Here is a 20,106-nt window from a genome sequence, read left to right as displayed (position 1 = left end):
GGATCAACCGTGCAGCCCGGACTTTACGTCGCCCTTTCCTCGCAGGTCGCGCTCGAACGCCGCCTGACCACGATCGCCGACAATGTCGCCAATGCCGGCACGGTCGGCTTTCGCGCAACAGGCGTGAAGTTCGAGGATCTCGTCACCGGCATGGGTCAGAAATCGGTCGCGTTCGTTTCCACCGGCGAAACCTATCTGTCGACCCAAAGCGGTGGGATCAAGGAAACCGGCAATCCGCTCGACATGGCGGTCAGGGGCGAAGCCTGGTTCGGAATCCAGACGCCGGCCGGGCTTGTCATGACCCGTGACGGCCGCTTCACGATCCAGCCAAACGGCCAGCTCGTCTCGATCGAAGGCTATCCCGTGGTCGATGCCGGCGGCGCCGAAATCCTTCTCGACCCGCAGGCCGGACCGCCCGTCGTCTCGGGCGACGGAACGATCCGCCAGAACGGAAATCTCGTCGGCGGCGTCGGTCTTTTCGAATTCACACCCGGCATCAATTTCGTGCGGTACGGCAATTCGGGCGTCGTGCCGCCAACCCAGCCGCAACCGATCCTCGACAATCCCGACGTCGGCGTGATGCAAGGCTTCGTCGAACAGTCGAACGTCGATCCGGTTCTGGAGATGACGCGGCTGATCCAGGTTCAGCGTGCCTTCGAAAGCATGGCTGCACTGACACGCAATTCCGAATCCTCGCTCGACGATGCGATCAGGACGCTTGGCGGTGGTTCGTAAATGAGCCATCCCGCCCGGATATCCGCGCTCGAAGCGCTGGAGCGAATCCATATGCGCTTTGCCGATGCGAACGGCCTCGTTCGAACCGGTGGGCGCGTATCGGACGTCACCGCGACCCACATCATGGTCGAGGGTCTGACGCGCACGGCGCGGCTCGGCGACGTTGTCGAGCACCGCTCGCGCGCCGGCTTGCGGCTTGGCGAGGTCGTCCAGATCAGCGGCAACCGCGTGATGGTCTCGCCTTTTGACCGTTCGGCGGACGCAGGCGTCGGCGAAACCGTGACGATCGTCGGCGCGCTCGGCCTTGCGCCCGACGCCTCCTGGCGCGGACGCGCCATCGACGCGCTGTGCCGTCCCATCGACGGTCTTGGCCCGGTTGCTCCCGGCACTGGCGAAACAGCAAGCGCCGCCCCCGCCGCCATGTCGCGGCAACGCGTCGACAAGGGCTTTCGCACCGGCGTCAAGGTCATCGACATCTTCACGCCACTCTGTTTCGGCCAGCGCATGGGCGTGTTCGCCGGGTCCGGCGTCGGCAAATCGACGCTTCTCGCCATGCTCGCCAATGCCGACGCGTTCGACACGGTCGTCGTCGCCCTGATCGGCGAACGCGGACGCGAGGTGCGCGAATTTCTGGAAGACACGATCGGCACGGCGATGAAAAAGACCGTCGCGGTCGTCTCGACCAGCGACGAGAGCGCCATGATGCGCCGGCGCGCGCCCGAAACCGCCATGAGCGTCGCCGAGCACTTTCGCGCGCGCGGCGACAAGGTGCTGCTCGTTCTCGATTCGATCACGCGCTACGCGCATGCACTGCGCGAGGTGGCCATCGCGGCCGGCGAGCCGCCCGTGGCGCGCGGCTATCCCGCCTCCGTCTTCACCGATCTGCCGAAGCTTCTCGAACGCGCCGGTCCGGGACCTGCCGGCGAAGGCTCGATCACGGCGATCCTGTCGGTGCTGATCGACGGCGACGACCACAACGATCCCGTCGCCGACGCCACACGCGGCATTCTCGACGGCCATGTCGTTCTCGACCGCGCAATCGCAGAGCAGGGCCGCTATCCGCCGGTCGATCCGCTGGCCTCGATTTCGCGGCTGGCCCCAAAGGCATGGACGCAAGAGGAGCGTCGGCTGGTGACGATGCTGAAAGCACTGATCGCCCGCTTCGAGGACACGCGCGACATCCGCTTGCTGGGCGGATACCAGCCCGGCGCCGATCATGAACTCGATCAGGCCGTCAGACAGGTGCCGCTGGTTTACGCCGCGCTCGCGCAGTCGCCCCACGACCGCCCGTCGATCGACCCCTTCGCCGACCTCGCGATGGGCCTGAAGCCAAAGGAGCCATCCGGTGAAGTCGCCGCCAACTGAACATCACGAGACCGCATGGAAGCGCTTCATGCATCGGCGCGGCCTGTCGAAAGGCGACATCGCCATCACCGTGGGCGGCCTTGGCCTCGCCTTCGCCTGTGCTGCTTTCCCCTGGTACGTCTTCTACAATCAGGAACAGTTCGGCGTCCGCGAAATGCGTTTTTCGGGCAATATGACGCCCGGCCATATCGGCACGACCGATGCGCCCATACCCTTTGCGGCGACCCCGATGACGCCGGACGATTTTCCGATCATGGAGCTCGACCTCTTCACAACGGCCTCGGCCGTCGTCGACGCGCCCCGGCCAGTCATCGTCGACCAGCCCTTTCCCGAACCGGCGACGGTTCCCTACCGCATCGTTCATATCGCCAACGGGCGTGCGATGATCGAGGACGAAGGCGGCTATTTCGTCGTTCAGCCGGGTTCGACCCTGCCCGACGCGACGAGAGCTTCGTCGATCGAACAGCGTGACGGCAAATGGGTGCTCGTGAACTCCGACGGCCTCGTCGTTCCCGCGCAATAGGCTCGCAAGGCTGACGCAAGACTGGACGGCTAGGTTCATCGTCAAGATCGAGGAACCGTCATGCAACCAGTCAACCTGTTCTCGCTTGCCTCCGAACAGGCCAAATGGCTTTCCGTCCGCCAGGCGGCGGTGTCGGGCAATATCGCGAACGTTCATACGCCGGGCTACGCCGCCAAGGATGTCGCACCGTTCGAACAAGTACTGGCCAACACGCGCGTCGGCCTCGACAGAACGCACGTCAACCACGTCTCGCTCGGCGCGACGGAACAGAATTTCCAGGTCCGCGAGATCGAACCGGACGGTCCCGAACTGCCGGGCCGCAACACGGTTACGATCGAGCAGGAACTGATGAAGGCCGGTGAAGTACGTCGCGGGCTGGAACTCAACACCGGCATCGTGAAGGCCTTCCACCGCATGTATCTGATGACGACGAGGGGCTGAGCTTGGATCCGCTGATCACATCTATGAAGGTTGCCGCCTCCGGGCTGGGCGCACAGTCCGAGCGCCTGCGCATCGTGTCGGAAAACATGGCCAATGCGCAATCGACCGGCAACATTCCCGGCTCCGAGCCTTTCCAGCGCAAGACGATCACCTTCGCCGCCGAACTCGATCGCGCGTCGGGTGGCTCGCTCGTCAACGTCTCCTCGATCGCAAACGACCGCACGGCTTTCCCGCTCGAATATCTGCCGGGGCATGAGGCGGCGAACGAGGCGGGGTATGTGAAGATGCCGAACGTGAACATGCTGATCGAGATGGCCGACATGCGCGAGGCCAATCGCGGCTACGACGCGAATCTACAGGTCATCAAGCAGGCGCGTGAGCTGATTTCAATGACCATCGACCTGATGCGGAGCACCTGATGCTGACGGCCATTCCAGCTTTCCAGAACATTGCCGGCCAGAACATCGCCGGCGCGCAGCGCGCGCTCGAGCCGGCATTTGCCCAACCAGCGCAGACGCCGACCATCGGCCAAAGCTTTTCCGAGGCGCTGGGCGATACCGCCATGGCGACCATCGGCAAGCTGCAGACCGCCGAACAGGCCTCCTTCAAGGGCATGCAGGGCGGCCTCGAAACGCGCGAAGTCGTCGATGCCGTGATGAGCGCGGAGCAATCGCTTCAGGCCGCCATCGCGATCCGCGACAAGATCGTGAGTTCCTACCTCGAAATCAGCCGCATGCAGATCTGACGGAGACGACGCCACCATGAAAGCACTCGCAATCGCGGCGACCGGCATGACGGCCCAGCAGGCCAATCTCGAAGTCATCGCCAACAACATCGCCAATATCAACACGACCGGCTACAAGCGCGCCCGTGCGGAGTTTACCGACCTGCTCTATACGGTCGACAAGCTTCAGGGCGTGCCGACGCGCGCCGATACGGGCCTCGTCCCCGAAGGGGCGAGCTTCGGTCTCGGCGTCAAGCTCGCTGCCGTGCGCAACGTCCACATGCAGGGCTCCTTCGCCTCGACCGGCAACACGCTCGACATCGCGATCAACGGCGAAGGCTGGTTCCAGGTCGAAGGACCGAACGGCGAAAACGTCTATACCCGCGCCGGCGCGTTCAACCTGAACGGCGAAGGCGAACTCGTCACCGTTCAGGGCTACCGCGTCATGCCGGGCATCAACCTGCCCGCAGGCGCTCTCGATATCCAGATCAACCAGTCCGGCGACGTTTTCTATCGCGCGCCCGATGGTGGCGCCAATGCCGAGATGGTGCAGGCCGGCACGCTCAACATGGTCCGGTTCGCCAACAATGCGGGCCTGATGCCGCTCGGCGACAACCTCTTCCGCCAGACCGAAGCCTCCGGCGATGCCGAAGAAGGTGTTCCCGGCGAGATGGGCATGGGCAAGGTCGAGCAAGGCTATCTGGAAAGTTCGAACGTGGACCCCGTACGCGAGATCACGGAAATGATCAGCGCGCAGCGCGGTTACGAGATGAACTCGAAGGTCATCCAGGCTGCCGACCAGATGGCCTCCACCATCACCCAGAGCATGAGGTAAGGCTTCATGCGCCGTCGCGTCACAGGCATCGCAATCGCCGCCCTCGCCTTCATCCTGCCCGGCCTTGTCGCCGCGCAGGAGACGGTCGTGGTGCCGACGCGCGTCATCTATCCGGGCCAGGAAGTCAGCGCCGACGCGCTCGAAATCGTACCGCTGCGCCGCAATCTGCCGAACCCCGCGATCTATGCGCTCGATCTCGACCAGTTTGCGGGCAAGGTTGCGCGCAACACGCTCCTTCCCGGCCGCATGGTGTTCAACGCCGCATTGCGCGACGCTTATGTCGTGGAGGCGGGAAAGCCCGTCGAAATGCGCTTCGTCCACGGCCCACTGACGATTTCCGTGACCGGCGTGCCGCTTCAGCCCGGCTCGGCCGGCGACATCGTGCGCGTCCGCAACCTGGATTCGGGACAAATCGTTTCCGGCGTCGTGATGGCGGATGGCACCGTGCGGGTATCGGCATCATGAAGCGGCTTTTCCTCATTGCCCTTGCGGTCCTTGCAGCTTTCACGCTTCCGGCAGGCGCCAATTCGCGCATCAAGGACGTAGCGACGCTGCAAAGCGCGCGCGACAACCAGCTTGTCGGATACGGTCTCGTCATCGGTCTGCAAGGCTCCGGCGATTCCCTGCGCAACTCGCCGTTCACGGAACAGTCGATCCGCGCCATGCTGGAAAATCTCGGCATCGCGTCACAGGGCAGTTCGGCGCGCTCGCGCAATGTCGCGGCGGTCATCGTCACAGCGAACCTGCCCGCCTTCGTCCAGTCCGGCTCGCGCATCGATGTGACGGTTTCGTCCATGGGCGACGCAGCCTCGCTGCAAGGCGGAACTCTGGTCATGACGCCGCTGCGCGCGCCTGACGGCGACATCTACGCCGTCGCGCAAGGCGGCGTGATCGTCTCCGGTTTCGCAGCGCAGGGCGCTGCCGAAACGCTGACGCAGGGCGTTCCCACCGCCGGGCGCGTGCCGAACGGCGCGATCGTCGAACGCGAGGTGCCCGGCTCCTTCAATGGCGACGCGACACTGACTTTGCAGCTACGCAATCCGGACTTCTCGACGGCAATTCGCATCACCGACGCGATCAACGCCTATGCGCGCCAGCGCTTCGGCACGGCGGTCGCAGCCGAGCAGGATGCGCGAACGGTCACGATTACGCGTCCGCAGAACGTCTCGACCGCACGCTTTTACGCCGAGATCGAAAACCTCGCCATCCAGACCGACACGCCGGCGCGCGTCGTGATCGACGAGCGCACAGGCACGATCGTCATCGGCCAGGACGTCAAGATCGCGCGCGTGGCGATCAGCCACGGCACATTGACCGTTCGCATCACCGAAATGCCGCAGGTCGTGCAGCCGGACCCCTTCACCGACGGACGGACCGCGATCGAGGATTTCACCCAGATCGAGGTCGAGCAGCCTGATTCGCAGGTCGCGCTTCTCGACGGGCCGAACCTCGAAACGCTGGTCGCCGGCCTCAACCGCTTGGGCGTGCGGCCGGACGGCATCATCTCCATCCTTCAGGGCATCAAGTCCGCCGGCGCGTTGCAGGCCGAACTGGTGGTGCAGTAGGTCGCCATGAGACATCTTCCTCTCGCCACCGTCATGTTCGGCCTTTTGATCGCCGCCGGCCCCGCCGCGACGCAGGAAACTCCAGTCCTGTCCGACGACGTAGAGCGCTTTTGCACCAACATCGCCGACGCCGCGCGCGACCAGCGCTATGCGCTTCAGGCGGAGGAGTTGCGCAAGCTTCAGGCCGAAATCGACGCGCGCATCGAGGCTCTCGAAGAAAAACGCGCAGAATACGAGGAATGGCTGCGCCGCCGCGAAACCTTCCTCGCACGGGCGCAGGACAATGTCGTCGACATCTATGGCCGCATGCGCCCCGACGCTGCCGCCGAGCGCCTGACCGAGCTTGGCCCCGAAATGGCGGCCGGTATTTTGATGAAGCTCGATGCGCGCCGCGCCGGCATCATCATGAACGAAATGGAAACCAAGGCGGCCGCCGGCGTGACCAGCGTCATGGCCAGTGCCGCACGCCCGAAGGACCCGTCATGAGCCTGCTTCACGGCGCTGCCGTTCTTTCCGTTCTCGTTCTCGCCGGGTGTTCGCAGACTGCCGAGCTCGGCAAGGAACCTAAGCTGACGCCTGTCGGCTACGGCATGGTTTCGGGCACCCGCCAGACCATGACCTATCCCAATCCACCCTCTCCCGAGGTACGCCGCTCCTCGTTGTGGGACGACCGCCAGAGCCGGCTCTTCACCGACGCACGCGCACTCGACAATGGCGACATCCTGACGGTCCTGATCACGATCAACGACCGCGCCGACCTCAACAACGAATCAGATCGCCGCCGCACTTCGGCGCGCTCGATGGGCTTGTCGGGCAGTGCGGATTGGGAGGGTGCAGGCACAGGCGGTGGGCTGGACCTGACGGCGGCCGGAAACAGCCGCAGCGAGGGGCGCGGATCGACGACACGTTCGGAGCGGATCGACATGCGGGTCGCCGCAGTCGTCACCGACGTGCTGCCGAACGGCAACCTCATGATCATGGGATCGCAGGAGGTGCGCGTGAACGCCGAACTGCGCATCCTGACCATCGCCGGCATCGTGCGCCCGTCCGACATCAGCGCAGGCAACACCATCGCCTATGACCGCATCGCCGAGGCGCGTGTCTCTTATGGCGGACGCGGACGGCTGTCCGAAGTCCAGCAGCCGACATGGGGCCAGCAGGTCTCCGACGTCATATTGCCGTTCTAGGAAAGACAGCCGTGACACTTGCAATCGAAGATCAGACGCCGGCCACAAAAAAAGGCGGCTCGCTCCTCGTCACGGGCGCTGTCCTGCTCGTGCTGACGGCCGGCGCGATCGGCGGCGGCTGGTTCCTCGGCAACATGCTCGGCGCAGAAGCCGGCGCGGCGAAAGCGGATGCCGCAGAAGCTGCCGCGCACGCCGCTTCGAGCGAATTCGAAACAGCGCTGGCGCTTTATCCGCTGCCGGCGATGACGACTGCGCTGGCCGAACCGGCGGATGTCTGGGTTCGGCTCGAAGCATCGCTTCTATTCGATGAACTCGTCGACGAGCGCATCGGCGAACAGGTGCATCAGGACATTTTCGCTTTCCTGCGCAGCGTCAAGCCGTACCAGATCGAAGGTGCATCGGGCTATCGTCACTTCAAGGCCGATCTTGAAGAGATTGCGCGCGTCCGCTCCGAAGGAAAGGTGAAGGGCGTTCTCATCCGGACGATGCTGTTCGAATGAAACTTCTCGCCCTCGCTTTCGCCTTCCTGTGGCTTGTCGCTCCGGCCGAGGCCCAGACACTCGATCTAGGTGCGATCACCGGCGGCGCGGAAGGTTCGACGGTCGGCACCATCATCCAGCTTTTCGGGATATTGACGGTCCTGTCGCTTGCGCCGGGTATCCTCATCATGGTGACGAGCTTCACCCGCTTCGTCATCGCACTGTCGATCCTGCGCGCCGGAATGGGGCTGCCGACGACGCCAGCCAATCTGATTTTGATTTCATTGTCGCTGTTCATGACGTTCTACGTCATGTCTCCAACCTTCGATCAAGCCTGGCAGAACGGACTTCAGCCGCTGATCAACAATGAGATCACCGAGGAGGAAGCCGTCTCGGAAATCGCCGAGCCGTTCCGCGCCTTCATGCTGCGCAACGTGCGCGCGCAGGACCTTGCACTCTTCGCCGATCTTGCGGCCGAGCGCGGACAGGCAATCGCCGAAGGTGAAGTGGTCGACATGCGCATCCTCGTTCCCGCCTTTCTGATTTCCGAGATCAGGCGCGGGTTCGAGATCGGTTTCCTGATCGTTCTGCCGTTTCTGGTCATCGACCTGATTGTCGCGACGATCACCATGGCGATGGGCATGATGATGCTGCCGCCGACCGTCGTCGCGCTACCGTTCAAGATCCTCTTCTTCGTCCTGATCGACGGGTGGAACCTGCTTGTCGGCTCGCTCGTGCGCTCGATCGCCTGAATATTATTTCGAACTGACACACCTCGTTAACATCTGCCCCCTATGAATCGGTCACGCACGACGGACCGATCCCTAGAGGGGTGTATCGCGAGGCATGATGCCGATTCCGCCGCGCCGGTGAAAGCCCGGTATGTCCCGTAGTTTTTCGTACACACAAGGGGCACTAGAAAATGTCTAGCCTTCTCACCAATACCTCCGCGATGACCGCTCTCCAGACGCTGCAGAGCACCAACAAGAATCTCGCGACGACGCAGAACCGCATCGCCACCGGCGAGCGCGTTTCGACCGCTTCGGACAACGCGGCTTACTGGTCGATCGCAACCGGCATGAAGGCGCAGAACAGCGTCAATCAGGCCGTCAAGGACTCGCTTGGCTTCGGCGCCGCAGTCGTCGACACCGCCGTCACCGGTCTCGAAGAGGGCATCAAGCTCACCGAGCAGATCCTCGCGAAGTACATCGCCCGCGAACAGGGCGGCGTTGACACCGACGCCATCGACGACGAAATCGCCGAGCTGGTCTCGCAGGTCGAAACCATCGCACTGGCAGCCGACTTCGAAGGCCAGAACCTCCTTTCCGCTGCAGGTGCAGATCTGACCGTCGTCAGCGGCTACGTCAAGGGTTCGGGCGCTGTCGATACGCTGACGGTCGCTGCCTACGACATGGAAGGCGAAGTCGGCGGCATCACCGACGCAGCCTCGGCTGAAACCGCTCTTGACGCGATGCGCGGCGCTGCCGCCACGCTCGGTGCCTCCAAGGCCCGCATCGACTCGCAGCTCGCCTTCACCGGCAAGCTGATGGACGCCATCGATCGCGGCGTGGGTGTTCTCGTCGACGCCGACATGAACGCCGAGTCGGCTCGCCTTTCGGCTCTGCAGACGCAGCAGCAGCTCGGCATCCAGGCGCTGTCGATCGCCAACCAGAACTCGCAGTCGATCCTGTCGCTCTTCCGCTAAGAGCTTCAAGACTTCTGACCTCCGGGATCGGGCCGCGCATGTCGCGGCCCGATTTCATTTTCGCACAAGCTTGAAAATCTAAGGTCATCGCAACCCGCATTCCCGGAGCGCGCGACCCTTGCCCGAACAGCTCAATACCCTTCTCGACAATCTCAAGGCTTTCGGGCCGCAAAAGCTCGCCATTATGGGCGGCGTCGGCGCCTTCATCGTCGCGACAATCATCATCGCATCGATCTATCTGAACAAGCCGACCTACGAGACGCTCTATGTCGGGCTCGATCGCGGCGACGTGAACCAGATCGGCATGGTGCTCGGCGAAAACGGCATTCCCTTCGATGCCGCAAGCGACGGTACGTCGGTCCTCGTGCCCATCGGCCGCACCGGACAGGCGCGCATGCTGCTCGCAGAGCGCGGCCTGCCGACCTCGACCAATGCCGGCTACGAGCTTTTCGACAATGTCGGCTCGTTCGGCCTCACTTCCTTCATGCAGCAGGTCACGCGCGTTCGCGCCCTCGAAGGCGAGATTGCCCGCACGATCCAGTCGATCGCAGGCGTCAAGGCCGCGCGCGTCCATATCGTCATGTCCGAGCGCGCCAATTTCCGCCGCGAGGAACAGCGCCCCTCCGCATCGGTCGTCATCCGCGCAGAAGGCGGCAATGCAACGCAGGCGGCGATGTCGATCCGCCACATGGTGTCCGCAGCGGTGCCCGGCCTTTCCGTCGAGGACGTGACGGTCCTTGATTCGTCCGGCACGCTTCTGGCCGCCGGCGATGATCCCAACAATATGGCGCTGACCCGTTCGCTCGGCATCGAGCGTTCCGTCGAAGGCCAGGTCGAGGACAATATCCGCCGCGCGCTTGCGCCTTATCTCGGCAACGACAATTTCCGCGCTTCCGTGCGCGCCGAGATCAACACCGACGCGCGTCAGATCGAGGAAACGATCTTCGACCCCGAATCGCGCGTCGAGCGCTCCATGCAGGTCGTGCGTACCAACGACCAGTCGAACCAGCGCGAAGCCTCACCGTCGACTTCGGTGCAGCAGAACCTGCCGGAGGAACAGGCTTCGCCCGGCGCAGGTCCCGAATCTTCCGAGCAGCGCGAACGTCGTGAAGAGACCACGAACTACGAGATCAACTCCAAGCGCATTGCGACCGTTTCGAACGGCTATTCGGTCTCGAAACTGTCGATTGCCGTCGTCGTCAACCAGGCGCGCATCGCCGCCGTTCTGGGCGAGAACGCAAGTGCCGAGCAGATCGACGCCCGCATCGCCGAAATCCGCAGCGTGGTCGCCTCCGCGACGGGCTTCAGCGAGGAGCGCGGCGACGTGATCACCGTTTCGTCGGTCGAGTTCATGGACGGTCTTGCCGGCGTCGAGCCGATCACCCAGAGCTGGCTGGAGGCGGCGGGCCGTCACACCGGCACCATGATCAATGCGCTCGCCTTCGTCGTCGTCGTCTTCCTGCTTTCGTTCTTCGGACTGCGCCCGCTGATGACGGCTCTGACGAAACAGCAGGAACGCACCGAACCGTCATTCGAGGAGGTGCAGAACAGCCTTCCTGCGCCTGACGAGACACAGGCCGCACAGGCCCTTCCAGGCCCGGCAACCTCCAACGTGTCGGACGATCTGCGACGCAAACTCAGGCCCAATCCGCAGGAGCGTCTTGCCCGGATGGTCGACCTCAACGAGGAGCGGACCGCACTCATCCTGCGCAAATGGGCGCATAAGGAGGCCGCATAATGCGCCACCGCTCGCTTGCCGAAGCCCTGCCGGATTTCAGCCGCGCACCTGTCGCGGCCTTCGCGCCGAAGCCGTCACGCTTGCAGCCCGCGCCGATCGTCCCGCAAACGAGCGACGCCGAATGGCAGGCCCGTCTTGACGAGGCCGTAGCCGAAGCGGAAGCGCGTGTCACGACCAAGCTGCAATCTCATCATGCGGCCGAACTGGAAACGCTTGCTGAAACGCACAGCGCAGAACTCAAGACCGCCTCGCAGGATTTTGCCGTGGCTATGGGCGAAGCGATCGCCACCCGTTTTGCCGAGCTTGAAGGCAGGCTGACCGAACTGACGACGGCATCGGCAGCACGCCTTTTGTCGGGCGTCCTGTCCGACGACCTGCGCACGCGTTCGGTGGCAAGAATGAAGGACGTCTTGCAAACTGCTCTTGAAGATGCCGAAGCGGTCAAGATCACGGTCCGTGGGCCTGCTGCGCTCTACGAACCGCTCCGCGCAGCCATGGGCGATGAGGCCGACCGCATGCGTTTCATCGAAGCCCCGACGGCGGACATCTCCGTTCAGATCGACGAAACCGTTTATGAAACGCGGCTTGCCGAATGGTCCGGCGCGCTCACGGAGGCGCTCTCATGACGATGCCCGACGGCGACGATTCCAAGCGCGAGATCATCATCGTCAAGAGACGCGGCGGCGATGACGACCACGGCCATCATGGCGGTGTGTGGAAGATCGCTTTTGCCGATTTCATGACCGCGATGATGTGTTTCTTCCTCGTCATGTGGCTCGTCAACGCCACCACGGAGGAGACCAAGGCTGCCGTCGCAAGCTATTTCAACCCGATGCGGCTGGACGATCCAATGCCCCAGCGTTCCACGCCGGATGCGCAAAGCGATGGACAGCCCCAGGAGGCCGTCGAGGGAACGGTCGGCTGGCAGAACGAAAATCCGGCCGGCGATCGCAGCCAGAACGCCGGGCCGGCGCAACACGGAAATGCGCCCGGCCAATACGACAATGACGACCAGACAAGCGATGCGAACCTGTTTTCGGACCCGTTCGCGGTTCTCGCGGAAATCGCGCAGCAGACGTCGACCTTGCAGAACGTGTCGGCACGTGGCGATGGCGGCGCGCAGATATCGGGACCGGCAACCGGCGCACAGGGCGGCGAATCCTATCGCGATCCTTTCGCACCCGACTTCTGGTCCGAACAGGTCGCCGTTCCGCCGGTCCCGGCCGCCGAGCCGCTGGCGTTCGAGGACCCGGCACCACCCCTGCCCGAGACTGCGGCAGTTCAGGAAACCGAACAGGCACCTGTCGCCGAAACCGTCGCATTCGAACCTGCGGATACGGACGACGAGGTCGAGACGGCTGCTGCCACTGAGCCTGCCGGTGAAAATGGCGTCGAGCAACTGGCGCAGTCGCTGCGCGCCGATTTGTCCGATGCCTTCGGCGAAGACAGCCAGCTCAATGAATCGATCAGCGTCACGGCAGTCGACCAGGGCATTTTGATTTCCCTGACCGACGACATGGAATACGGCATGTTCCAGGTCGGTTCGGCCGTGCCGATCGGCGAACTCGTGCGTGCGATGGAAAAGGTAGGCGCGGCGCTGGAGGCGCGTCCCGGGAAAGTTGCGGTGAAGGGGCATACCGACGGTCGCCCGTTCCGCAGCGCCGAATACGACAATTGGCGCCTGTCGAGCGCGCGCGCACACTCGGCCTATTACATGCTTGTGCGGGGTGGTCTCGACGAGACCCGCATCGCGGAGGTCTCCGGTTTCGCCGACAGGGATTTAAAGAACCCCGAAGATCCATATGACGGCGTCAACCGGCGCATCGAAATCCTTCTCGAGGTCGAGGGATGAAAAGGGCGCTGATAATCGCGTTGCTGGCCGCCGCCGCGCCCTTCTGGGCAGCGGAAGCGAGTTCGCCGTTGCAGCCGTTCCAGATGATCCGCTCGCTTGAGCATGTGCAGGATCGCATCGCCAATGGCGACCATGCGGCACTGCCCATGCAGCGCAAGCTTCTGGAAATGGCCGACGAACGCTTGCGCTCGGCAACGGCCGAGGATTTCGCCGATCCGAAGAACCTGTCCGCGCTTTTGATTTACGCCATGAGCGGCGGAAACCCCGTGACCGTGGCGGTGGCGTTTTCGAAACTCGATCCGGAGCATCCGGTCGAGCCGCTCGCCAATGCGATCCGCGCCTATCTCGGCGGCGATTTCGCGAACGCGCAGGCGCGTCTCGATGCGCTCGAACTTCGATCTCTCGGCGACCATGCACCGTTCGTCGCGCTCATTCGCGGAACGGTGCGCACCGGCGAACGAGCGACCGATGCGCTCGCCGATCTGGAGACGGCGAGGCTCCTTGCGCCCGGCACGCTCGTCGAGGAAGCCGCGCTGCGTCGCTCGCTCCAGATATCCGTCACGATCGCGGACGCGGAAATCTTCTCGCGCACGGCGTCCGTCTATGTCAGGCGCTTCCTGCGCTCGCCCTATGCCAGCCAGTTCGCTGAAACGCTTGTCTCGGGAATGGCCACCATATACGCCGAACTCGACGCGGCAAAGATGGCCGACATCCTGTCATGGATGAGCCGCGAACAGGCCGAGACGATTGCGTTGCGCATGGCGCGGCAGGCTGCGATCAGCAACGATCCGGCCATGATCGCATTTGCGGAAGGTCTTTCCGGCGAGGCACCCGCCGATGACCCGCGCGCGCTGCTCTATTCCAATATCGCAGGCGTCGGCGAACCTCGCGTTGCCGAAACGCTTTCGACTTTACAGTCGATAGACCGCGTACGCCTTTCGCAGAGCGACCGCGCGCTTCTCGATGCCGCGACCGATGTCGCACGCCGCGTGGTCGAACTACCTTCGGCCTCGAATGCGCCTGCCTATGCAACCGTCGAAGCGCCCGACGACACCGAAACCTACATCACCTCGACGCGCGCGAAGCTCAGCGCGATCGATCGTCTTCTGGAGGGCTCGAACTGATGCGTCTCAACGATATCGCTATCATGCCTCAGCCCACCCGTTCGACCGATGCAAGGCATCTCGGCAAGAACACCGACGAGCGAGGTTTCGGCGATATTCTTGAACGCGACGGATTGAATATTCGCGATGCGGGAAACCTACTCGTCGACGACGAAATCGCGGCCCTCGATCCGTTGGGTGACAAGCTCGACCCCGACGCGATGAACATGGATCTAAAGACCGAACCGGGGCTCGGCGATGCGGATAGCATCACCGACCACGTCGACGACCAGACGCCGTCCGCACCGCTTCGACTTTTTGAGCGTATCGGCATCGACTGGCTTGCACTGCGCATGCCTGGACGCGCTGCGTCCGAGAGCGGCGACAAAACCACCCCCACAGATGAGATCATTCCGTCGGTAGACGACGGTACGGATATCTCAATTCCGGTGGTCTCGTCGAAGACTGCACCAGATGGTGACGACGGTTCGAATATCGCTTCCCAGATCGCAGTTACACCGGCTCGCAGCGAAACGCGGTTGATCGATGGCGAAAAAGTACGACGGCCGTTGGGCGAGCGGACGGCGGCGACAGTCGAGAATCTTTCGATTGCGCAGTTCCGGTCCAACGAGGCTTCGACCATGATCGCGGTCGAGCCGACAAACGACCGGAAGCCGGACCTCAAAGTTCGGACGGCTCTGGAGCGGCTCGATAGCCAGACCGACACGAACGCTCTGCGCGCCCCTGCCCCGGCGATAGGGTCGGTTTCCCTTCAGACGGTCCCCGCTCCCGCGCTCGAACTTCAAACACCGGCACGCACCGTCATCGCGGCATTGAGCGAGGCGGCCCCTGAACCGGCGCGGCCGGTGACACCGACGCTGATGCAGCAGCAAGCGAGCGAGCCGATGCGGATTTTGCGGATACAGTTGCACCCGCTTGAACTCGGCATGGTGACCGCAAAGCTCTCGCTGCAAGGCGGCGCGATGGCCGTCGAACTTCAGACCGAGACCCGCGATGCCGCTACGCGGCTCGCGACCGACAGCAACGACATCGTCAAGGCCCTGCGCGGCCTGGGCATCGAAGTCGACCGGGTAACGGTCACGCAATCGTCGCAACCGGCAGCACAACAGCCCGATCAGCAGGCCGGAAATTTCGAACGGAACGAGCGCTTCGCCGATGATGCGTCCGGCCGCGACACGGGCCGCGATCAGCGCAATGGGAGCGCGCGAGGCGAAACTGCGCAGATTGAAGAACGCGATATTCGCGCAACACCTGACCGTGCGGGCGTTTTCATCTAGAGCCGGCTGACGAATAGCGGGCGGGCGGCTTAAAGCGCCTGCGCCCGAATCCCCAATTCCTACCTATAAGATTTCGAGGTTGGCCCCGATTCGCACGAAGCGTTAACCATAACGTGCGAGATTTAATCAGTGATTCGGAGGCGGGCCGATGATAGTGATCGTGGATGAGCGCGACCTGGTAAAGGACGGCTATAATTCACTTTTCAACAGGGAAGGTGTGGCGAGCGTCGGCTTCGGCGCGCGTGAATTCGGCGACTGGGTCGCCAGCGCGGCCGATGACGACATCGGAGCCGTGCGCGCGGTGCTTCTGGGCGATTGCGATACCGAGATCGCCTCGCCCGCCCGCATTCGCGACCGCACCAGCGCGCCGGTCATCGCCCTGTCGGAGCAGCCCTCGCTCGAAAATACGCTGAAGCTCTTCGAGGCGGGCGTCGACGATGTCGTGCGCAAGCCGATCCACATCCGCGAAATTCTGGCGCGCATCGCTGCCATTCGCCGCCGTGCTCAGGACGAGGCGACCTACACCGACATCGGTCAGCTGCGCATCTTCCTCGACGGTCGCGATCCTCAGGTTGCCGGTCAGCCCTTGCCGCTGCCGCGCCGCGAGCGGCGTATCCTTGAATATCTGGCGTGCAACAACGGCCGCCGGGTCACCAAGACACAGATCTTCAACGCGATTTACGGCGTGTTCGACGAAGACGTCGAGGAGAACGTCGTGGAAAGCCATATCTCGAAATTGCGCAAGAAATTGCGCGAGCGGCTCGGCGAAGACCCCATCGATTCCAAGCGTTTCCTCGGCTACCAGCTCATCGGCTGAGAACGTCAAACGTTCCAGCCGTCAGGCTCGCGCAAGCCGATGGTTGCATGATGGCCGAAGGCAGATCGCGAACATCGGAGAAACCGAAATGAGCCTTTACGGAATGATGCGCACCGGCGTATCGGGCATGAACGCGCAGTCGAACAGGCTCGGCACGGTCGCAGACAACATCGCGAATTCGGGCACGACCGGCTACAAGCGCTCCTCGACGGAATTTTCCACGCTCGTATTGCCGAGCAGTCAGGGCAGCTACAGCTCGGGCGCGGTCAAGACCACGATCCGCACGGCGATCGGCGATCAGGGTCTTCTCCAGTTCACCAATTCCGCGCTGGACCTTGCAGTGCAGGGCGATGGCTTCTTCGTCGTGACGGACGCAGGCGGCGTCAACAGGTTCCTCACCCGTGCCGGCTCCTTCGTCGAGGACAAAGACGGCTACATGGTCAATGCGGCCGGCTTCTACCTGATGGCCGCGAACACCAACGGAACGCTCGAACGCGCTCAGGTCGACAGGACGACGCCGAGCGCTGCCGCCTCCACCAGCGCGACCATCACCGCGAACCTGCCCTCACAAGCCGAGATCGGCACGACCTTCACCCGGACCGTTACTGTCTATGGCGGTCAGGGCCAGCAAATTCCAGTGGAACTGGAATATCGCAAGACCGGCGACAATGAATGGGAAGTCGATGTCGGCGACGAGACGCTGACCTTCGCATTCGACGAAAGCGGAACCCTCACGCCGCCGGTCGGTCCGGTTCAGGTCGTGGTGGACGCCGCGACCGGTCAGCAGGTCACCTTCGATCTGGGCGCGACGACGCAGCTTGCGACCGCTTACGAAGCCCTACCGGCCTCCGTAGACGGTTTTCCGGCCGGCACCCCGGACGAACTTGAGATCGGCGTCGATGGACGCGTAACCGCCCTGAGCGATACGGGCGCGTCACGCTTCCTGTTCCAGATACCGCTGGCCCGCGTTGCCAGCCCCGACAACCTCACCGTGATCGCGGGCAACGTCTTCCAGGAAAACCAGCGCACGGGCGAAAGCACGCTCGGATTGGCCGACAGCGGCAATTACGGCAAGATCGTTTCCGGCGCGCTTGAAGGCTCCAATGTCGATATTGCCGAGGAACTGACCTCGATGATCGAGTCCCAACGCAACTACACGGCCAACTCCAAGGTCTTCCAGACCGGTTCCGAGCTTCTGGACGTCCTTGTCAATCTGAAGCGTTAGAAGCGGGCTGACCGCCCGGCGAAAGTGGGAAAATGTCGTTATCGTCCGTCCTTTATACCGCACAATCGTCGCTGGCGAACACGTCGCGACAGACGAGCGTCATTTCCCGCAACATCACCAACGTCTACAACACCGATTACACGCGCAGGGACGCGGCGCTCATCAGCACCGCTCCCGGCGCGCGTATCGTCTCCATCACACGCGCGGCCGACGCCGCCCTGATGCGCCAGAACACGAACGCATTGTCCGCCTGGCATGCCCAAAGCACGCTGATGGCCGGCTTCGATCGCCTCTCCGTATCGGTCAACGGCGTCGATAACGCGACCTCGCCCGCGATGCGCATGGGCGCGCTCCAAACGGCGTTGCAGACATTCTCCGCCTCGCCCGGCGACCGGAATCTCGCGCAAGGAGCCGTAAACGCGGCAGGAGACGTCGTGCGCTCGCTGAACGAAGGCAGCGCCGCGATCCAGAAGCTGCGCACCGACGCCGATCTCGAGATCAAGCAGTCCGCCGACCGTCTCAACACGCTGCTCGCCGATCTCGAAAAGACCAATGGCGACGTCGTTACCGCAACGCGCCTGAAGCGCGACGCATCAGAAGCGCTCGACCAGCGCGATGCAATCGTCAAGCAGATCGCCGAACTCGTGCCCGTCACGACCCATGTGCGCGGCGACAACGAGATGGTCGTTTTCTCGCGCGACGGCATCACCCTTTTCGAAACGGTCGCCCGCGAAGTGACGTTCGAGCCGACACCGATCCACGCGCCCGGCACCGTGGGCAATGGCGTTTTCATCGGCGGCATAGAGCTTGTTTCGGGCAACGGCAGCGACACCGACGGCGGTGGCTCGCTCGGCGCGCTGATGCAACTGCGCGACGAAATCGCACCCACCTTGCAAATGCAGCTCGACGAAATCGCGCGTGGGCTGATTGCCGGGTTTTCCGAGGAACAGGGCGGCGATGCTGCCGGCCTCTTCACGTGGTCCGGCAATGCGGACCAGATACCCGGTGGTCCGGTCGAAGGACTGGCCGGGCTCATCCAGGTCAACACCGCCTATCGCGACAATCCGCTCGCGCTGCGTGACGGCGTAGCCGGCGCTGCCAACCCTGACGGCCATGCCGGATACACCGGCCAGATTCAGCGCTTCATCGATATGTTTTCTGCGACTGGCAGCTTCGATCCGGATACCGGAATAACGGGCGCGGCGAGCCTGTCGGACTTCGCGACCGGCTCTATTTCCTGGCTGGAAGACGGACGCAAATTGTCGTCCGTGGCCGGCGAGAAGAAGGCGGCGATGCTCGCCCGCACCTCCGAAGCGCTGTCGAACAAGACGGGCGTGAATATCGACGAGGAACTCGCCCGGCTTCTCGACCTCGAACAATCATATGCCGCGTCGGCCAAACTGCTTCAAGTCGCCAATGAAATGCTGGCGACGCTGATGGCGACCGTGAGGTAATCCGATGAAGATGACGTCCGTATCCACCAACGCGATCAGCCAGACCCTACGCCTGCAGGTCGCACGCGCGCAGGCCGAGATGATCAAGGCGCAAACGGAAGTCGTAACGCTCCAGGTCGCCGATCGCGGCCTGCATGCCGGCATCCGCACGGGTCAGTCGGTCTCGCTCGACCGCGATATTGCGCGCCTCCAGAACATCAAGGACACCAACGCGCTCGTGTCCTCGCGAATGTCCGCTTCCCAGGAAGCCATGGGCCAGATGCAGGACCACGCGCAGACCTTCATGGGCACATTGACGACCTCACTTGGCGGCGCACTCGACCCCAAGGTCGTACAGTCGCAGGCGTCCGCCATGCTGTCGACACTGGCGGCAGCAGCCAATACGAACGTCGCGGGCGATTTCGTCTTCGCCGGCACCAATACCGATATTAAGCCGCTGGACGATTTCCTGGCGCCGGATTCAACGCTGCGCGCGGCGCTCGACGATCTGTTCGCCGATTTTCTGGGCGGCATCGGAAATCCTGATCCTGCCGATTTAACGGCCGGGCAGGTTGCCGATTTCCTCGACGCTCTCGATGATTTCATGAGTGGGCCCGGTCAGGGTGAATGGACGCAGGCAAGCGACCAGAGCATCACCAGCCGCATCGCGCTCAACGAAACGGCCGCGACCTCCGTTACGGTCGGTGACATGGGTCTACGTGAATTGGTGACGGCCGCAGCCGCCGTCCTGATGATGAGCGAAGCGGGCGTCGGCGACGATGCCATGCGGGTCGTAAGCGAGCGAGCCATCGGCTGGACATCCGTGGGAATGGCGCAGATGACATCGAGCCAGGCGGCGCTCGGCATCGTTGAAGGTCGCGTCACGCAGGCAAGCGAACGGCTTTCGATGCAGGTCGACATCTTCACAAACATGCAGCGCGACATGATCGGCGTCGACGAATACGAAGCCGGTGTCAGATTGACCGCGCTGATGGCGCAGACCGATACGGCGCTGCTTCTCACCACCCGCATCCAGCAGATATCCCTGCTCAAATATCTGTCCTGAAACGCTTAAAAAGAT

The 20,106-nt window shown here is 63.2% G+C and carries 23 protein-coding genes; all 23 read left to right on the top strand.

Translation table 11 applies throughout. From position 1 onward, the window contains the following. The first annotated feature begins 9 nt into the window (after nt 1–9). Nucleotides 10–735, top strand: a complete 726-nt coding sequence (gene flgF, locus ACX82Z_RS01725) for a flagellar basal-body rod protein FlgF (protein WP_459586430.1) — start codon at nt 10–12, stop codon at nt 733–735. Continuing rightward, nucleotides 736–2,100, top strand: coding sequence for a flagellar protein export ATPase FliI (fliI, locus tag ACX82Z_RS01720; protein ID WP_459586429.1), 1,365 nt, complete (start codon nt 736–738; stop codon nt 2,098–2,100). Next, nucleotides 2,081–2,623, top strand: a complete 543-nt coding sequence (locus tag ACX82Z_RS01715; RefSeq protein WP_459586428.1) for a hypothetical protein — start codon at nt 2,081–2,083, stop codon at nt 2,621–2,623. The genes fliI and ACX82Z_RS01715 overlap by 20 nt, the downstream gene beginning before the upstream one ends. 60 nt (nt 2,624–2,683) lie before the next feature. Next, nucleotides 2,684–3,064, top strand: a complete 381-nt coding sequence (gene flgB / locus ACX82Z_RS01710) for a flagellar basal body rod protein FlgB (protein ID WP_459586427.1) — start codon at nt 2,684–2,686, stop codon at nt 3,062–3,064. A 2-nt stretch (nt 3,065–3,066) separates the two neighbouring features. Further along, the gene (flgC, locus tag ACX82Z_RS01705) at nt 3,067–3,483 is read left to right on the top strand and encodes a flagellar basal body rod protein FlgC (protein WP_459586426.1); all 417 of its coding nucleotides are present in this window, start codon (nt 3,067–3,069) and stop codon (nt 3,481–3,483) included. Beyond that, nucleotides 3,483–3,809, top strand: coding sequence for a flagellar hook-basal body complex protein FliE (locus ACX82Z_RS01700; RefSeq protein ID WP_459586425.1), 327 nt, complete (start codon nt 3,483–3,485; stop codon nt 3,807–3,809). The genes flgC and ACX82Z_RS01700 overlap by 1 nt, the downstream gene beginning before the upstream one ends. A 16-nt stretch (nt 3,810–3,825) precedes the next feature. Then, nucleotides 3,826–4,623, top strand: coding sequence for a flagellar basal-body rod protein FlgG (flgG, locus tag ACX82Z_RS01695; protein WP_459586424.1), 798 nt, complete (start codon nt 3,826–3,828; stop codon nt 4,621–4,623). A gap of 6 nt (nt 4,624–4,629) precedes the next feature. After that, nucleotides 4,630–5,088, top strand: coding sequence for a flagellar basal body P-ring formation chaperone FlgA (gene flgA, locus ACX82Z_RS01690; RefSeq protein WP_459586423.1), 459 nt, complete (start codon nt 4,630–4,632; stop codon nt 5,086–5,088). Beyond that, on the top strand, nt 5,085–6,188 hold the full coding sequence (locus tag ACX82Z_RS01685; RefSeq protein WP_459586422.1) for a flagellar basal body P-ring protein FlgI: 1,104 nt from the start codon (nt 5,085–5,087) through the stop codon (nt 6,186–6,188). The genes flgA and ACX82Z_RS01685 overlap by 4 nt, the downstream gene beginning before the upstream one ends. A 6-nt stretch (nt 6,189–6,194) precedes the next feature. Beyond that, nucleotides 6,195–6,674 carry a MotE family protein gene (locus ACX82Z_RS01680; RefSeq protein ID WP_459586421.1) on the top strand — a complete coding sequence of 160 codons (480 nt, stop codon included), beginning with the start codon at nt 6,195–6,197 and terminating at the stop codon, nt 6,672–6,674. After that, nucleotides 6,671–7,375 (top strand): flagellar basal body L-ring protein FlgH, encoded by a 705-nt coding sequence (flgH, locus tag ACX82Z_RS01675; RefSeq protein WP_459586420.1) that lies wholly within the window; start codon nt 6,671–6,673, stop codon nt 7,373–7,375. Before ACX82Z_RS01680 ends, flgH begins: the two co-directional genes overlap by 4 nt. Before the next feature lie 11 nt (nt 7,376–7,386). After that, a complete protein-coding gene (locus ACX82Z_RS01670) occupies nt 7,387–7,875 on the top strand; it encodes a flagellar basal body-associated FliL family protein (RefSeq protein WP_459586419.1) in 489 nt (162 codons plus the stop codon). Continuing rightward, nucleotides 7,872–8,606 (top strand): flagellar type III secretion system pore protein FliP, encoded by a 735-nt coding sequence (gene fliP, locus ACX82Z_RS01665; RefSeq protein ID WP_459586418.1) that lies wholly within the window; start codon nt 7,872–7,874, stop codon nt 8,604–8,606. Before ACX82Z_RS01670 ends, fliP begins: the two co-directional genes overlap by 4 nt. 170 nt (nt 8,607–8,776) lie before the next feature. Next, nucleotides 8,777–9,559, top strand: coding sequence for a flagellin N-terminal helical domain-containing protein (locus tag ACX82Z_RS01660; protein ID WP_459586417.1), 783 nt, complete (start codon nt 8,777–8,779; stop codon nt 9,557–9,559). Between the two features lie 118 nt (nt 9,560–9,677). Then, nucleotides 9,678–11,297: a flagellar basal-body MS-ring/collar protein FliF gene (gene fliF, locus ACX82Z_RS01655; protein ID WP_459586416.1), complete on the top strand. Its 1,620-nt coding sequence runs from the start codon at nt 9,678–9,680 to the stop codon at nt 11,295–11,297. Beyond that, nucleotides 11,297–11,923 carry a hypothetical protein gene (locus ACX82Z_RS01650; protein ID WP_459586415.1) on the top strand — a complete coding sequence of 209 codons (627 nt, stop codon included), beginning with the start codon at nt 11,297–11,299 and terminating at the stop codon, nt 11,921–11,923. The genes fliF and ACX82Z_RS01650 overlap by 1 nt, the downstream gene beginning before the upstream one ends. Then, nucleotides 11,920–13,149, top strand: a complete 1,230-nt coding sequence (locus ACX82Z_RS01645) for a MotB family protein (protein WP_459586414.1) — start codon at nt 11,920–11,922, stop codon at nt 13,147–13,149. Before ACX82Z_RS01650 ends, ACX82Z_RS01645 begins: the two co-directional genes overlap by 4 nt. Then, on the top strand, nt 13,146–14,273 hold the full coding sequence (locus ACX82Z_RS01640) for a chemotaxis protein (RefSeq protein WP_459586413.1): 1,128 nt from the start codon (nt 13,146–13,148) through the stop codon (nt 14,271–14,273). Before ACX82Z_RS01645 ends, ACX82Z_RS01640 begins: the two co-directional genes overlap by 4 nt. Before the next feature lie 23 nt (nt 14,274–14,296). Further along, nucleotides 14,297–15,550 carry a flagellar hook-length control protein FliK gene (locus ACX82Z_RS01635; protein ID WP_459586412.1) on the top strand — a complete coding sequence of 418 codons (1,254 nt, stop codon included), beginning with the start codon at nt 14,297–14,299 and terminating at the stop codon, nt 15,548–15,550. Between the two features lie 148 nt (nt 15,551–15,698). After that, the gene (locus ACX82Z_RS01630) at nt 15,699–16,367 is read left to right on the top strand and encodes a response regulator transcription factor (protein ID WP_459586411.1); all 669 of its coding nucleotides are present in this window, start codon (nt 15,699–15,701) and stop codon (nt 16,365–16,367) included. A gap of 88 nt (nt 16,368–16,455) precedes the next feature. Next, nucleotides 16,456–17,592, top strand: a complete 1,137-nt coding sequence (locus tag ACX82Z_RS01625; protein ID WP_459586410.1) for a flagellar hook protein FlgE — start codon at nt 16,456–16,458, stop codon at nt 17,590–17,592. Between the two features lie 32 nt (nt 17,593–17,624). Continuing rightward, entirely contained in the window at nt 17,625–19,046 is a 1,422-nt protein-coding gene (flgK, locus tag ACX82Z_RS01620; RefSeq protein ID WP_459586409.1) for a flagellar hook-associated protein FlgK, read from the top strand. A gap of 4 nt (nt 19,047–19,050) precedes the next feature. Beyond that, nucleotides 19,051–20,091 (top strand): flagellar hook-associated family protein, encoded by a 1,041-nt coding sequence (locus tag ACX82Z_RS01615; RefSeq protein ID WP_459586408.1) that lies wholly within the window; start codon nt 19,051–19,053, stop codon nt 20,089–20,091. Nucleotides 20,092–20,106: the final 15 nt, after the last annotated feature.

This window comes from Aliihoeflea sp. PC F10.4, from assembly GCF_054612275.1.
This window is presented reverse-complemented; position numbering and strand designations above follow the sequence as displayed.

What these genes read in the sequence shown, in the direction of transcription:
- flgH (WP_459586420.1), top strand. Translation starts at nt 6,671, where the DNA reads ATGAGCCTGCTTCACGGCGCTGCCGTTCTTTCCGTTCTCGTTCTCGCC.
- ACX82Z_RS01615 (WP_459586408.1), top strand. Translation starts at nt 19,051, where the DNA reads ATGAAGATGACGTCCGTATCCACCAACGCGATCAGCCAGACCCTACGC.
- ACX82Z_RS01625 (WP_459586410.1), top strand. Translation starts at nt 16,456, where the DNA reads ATGAGCCTTTACGGAATGATGCGCACCGGCGTATCGGGCATGAACGCG.
- flgG (WP_459586424.1), top strand. Translation starts at nt 3,826, where the DNA reads ATGAAAGCACTCGCAATCGCGGCGACCGGCATGACGGCCCAGCAGGCC.
- ACX82Z_RS01645 (WP_459586414.1), top strand. Translation starts at nt 11,920, where the DNA reads ATGACGATGCCCGACGGCGACGATTCCAAGCGCGAGATCATCATCGTC.
- ACX82Z_RS01660 (WP_459586417.1), top strand. Translation starts at nt 8,777, where the DNA reads ATGTCTAGCCTTCTCACCAATACCTCCGCGATGACCGCTCTCCAGACG.
- ACX82Z_RS01685 (WP_459586422.1), top strand. Translation starts at nt 5,085, where the DNA reads ATGAAGCGGCTTTTCCTCATTGCCCTTGCGGTCCTTGCAGCTTTCACG.
- ACX82Z_RS01650 (WP_459586415.1), top strand. Translation starts at nt 11,297, where the DNA reads ATGCGCCACCGCTCGCTTGCCGAAGCCCTGCCGGATTTCAGCCGCGCA.
- fliI (WP_459586429.1), top strand. Translation starts at nt 736, where the DNA reads ATGAGCCATCCCGCCCGGATATCCGCGCTCGAAGCGCTGGAGCGAATC.
- flgA (WP_459586423.1), top strand. Translation starts at nt 4,630, where the DNA reads ATGCGCCGTCGCGTCACAGGCATCGCAATCGCCGCCCTCGCCTTCATC.
- ACX82Z_RS01700 (WP_459586425.1), top strand. Translation starts at nt 3,483, where the DNA reads ATGCTGACGGCCATTCCAGCTTTCCAGAACATTGCCGGCCAGAACATC.
- flgK (WP_459586409.1), top strand. Translation starts at nt 17,625, where the DNA reads ATGTCGTTATCGTCCGTCCTTTATACCGCACAATCGTCGCTGGCGAAC.
- fliP (WP_459586418.1), top strand. Translation starts at nt 7,872, where the DNA reads ATGAAACTTCTCGCCCTCGCTTTCGCCTTCCTGTGGCTTGTCGCTCCG.
- ACX82Z_RS01630 (WP_459586411.1), top strand. Translation starts at nt 15,699, where the DNA reads ATGATAGTGATCGTGGATGAGCGCGACCTGGTAAAGGACGGCTATAAT.
- flgB (WP_459586427.1), top strand. Translation starts at nt 2,684, where the DNA reads ATGCAACCAGTCAACCTGTTCTCGCTTGCCTCCGAACAGGCCAAATGG.
- ACX82Z_RS01640 (WP_459586413.1), top strand. Translation starts at nt 13,146, where the DNA reads ATGAAAAGGGCGCTGATAATCGCGTTGCTGGCCGCCGCCGCGCCCTTC.
- ACX82Z_RS01680 (WP_459586421.1), top strand. Translation starts at nt 6,195, where the DNA reads ATGAGACATCTTCCTCTCGCCACCGTCATGTTCGGCCTTTTGATCGCC.
- ACX82Z_RS01635 (WP_459586412.1), top strand. Translation starts at nt 14,297, where the DNA reads ATGCCTCAGCCCACCCGTTCGACCGATGCAAGGCATCTCGGCAAGAAC.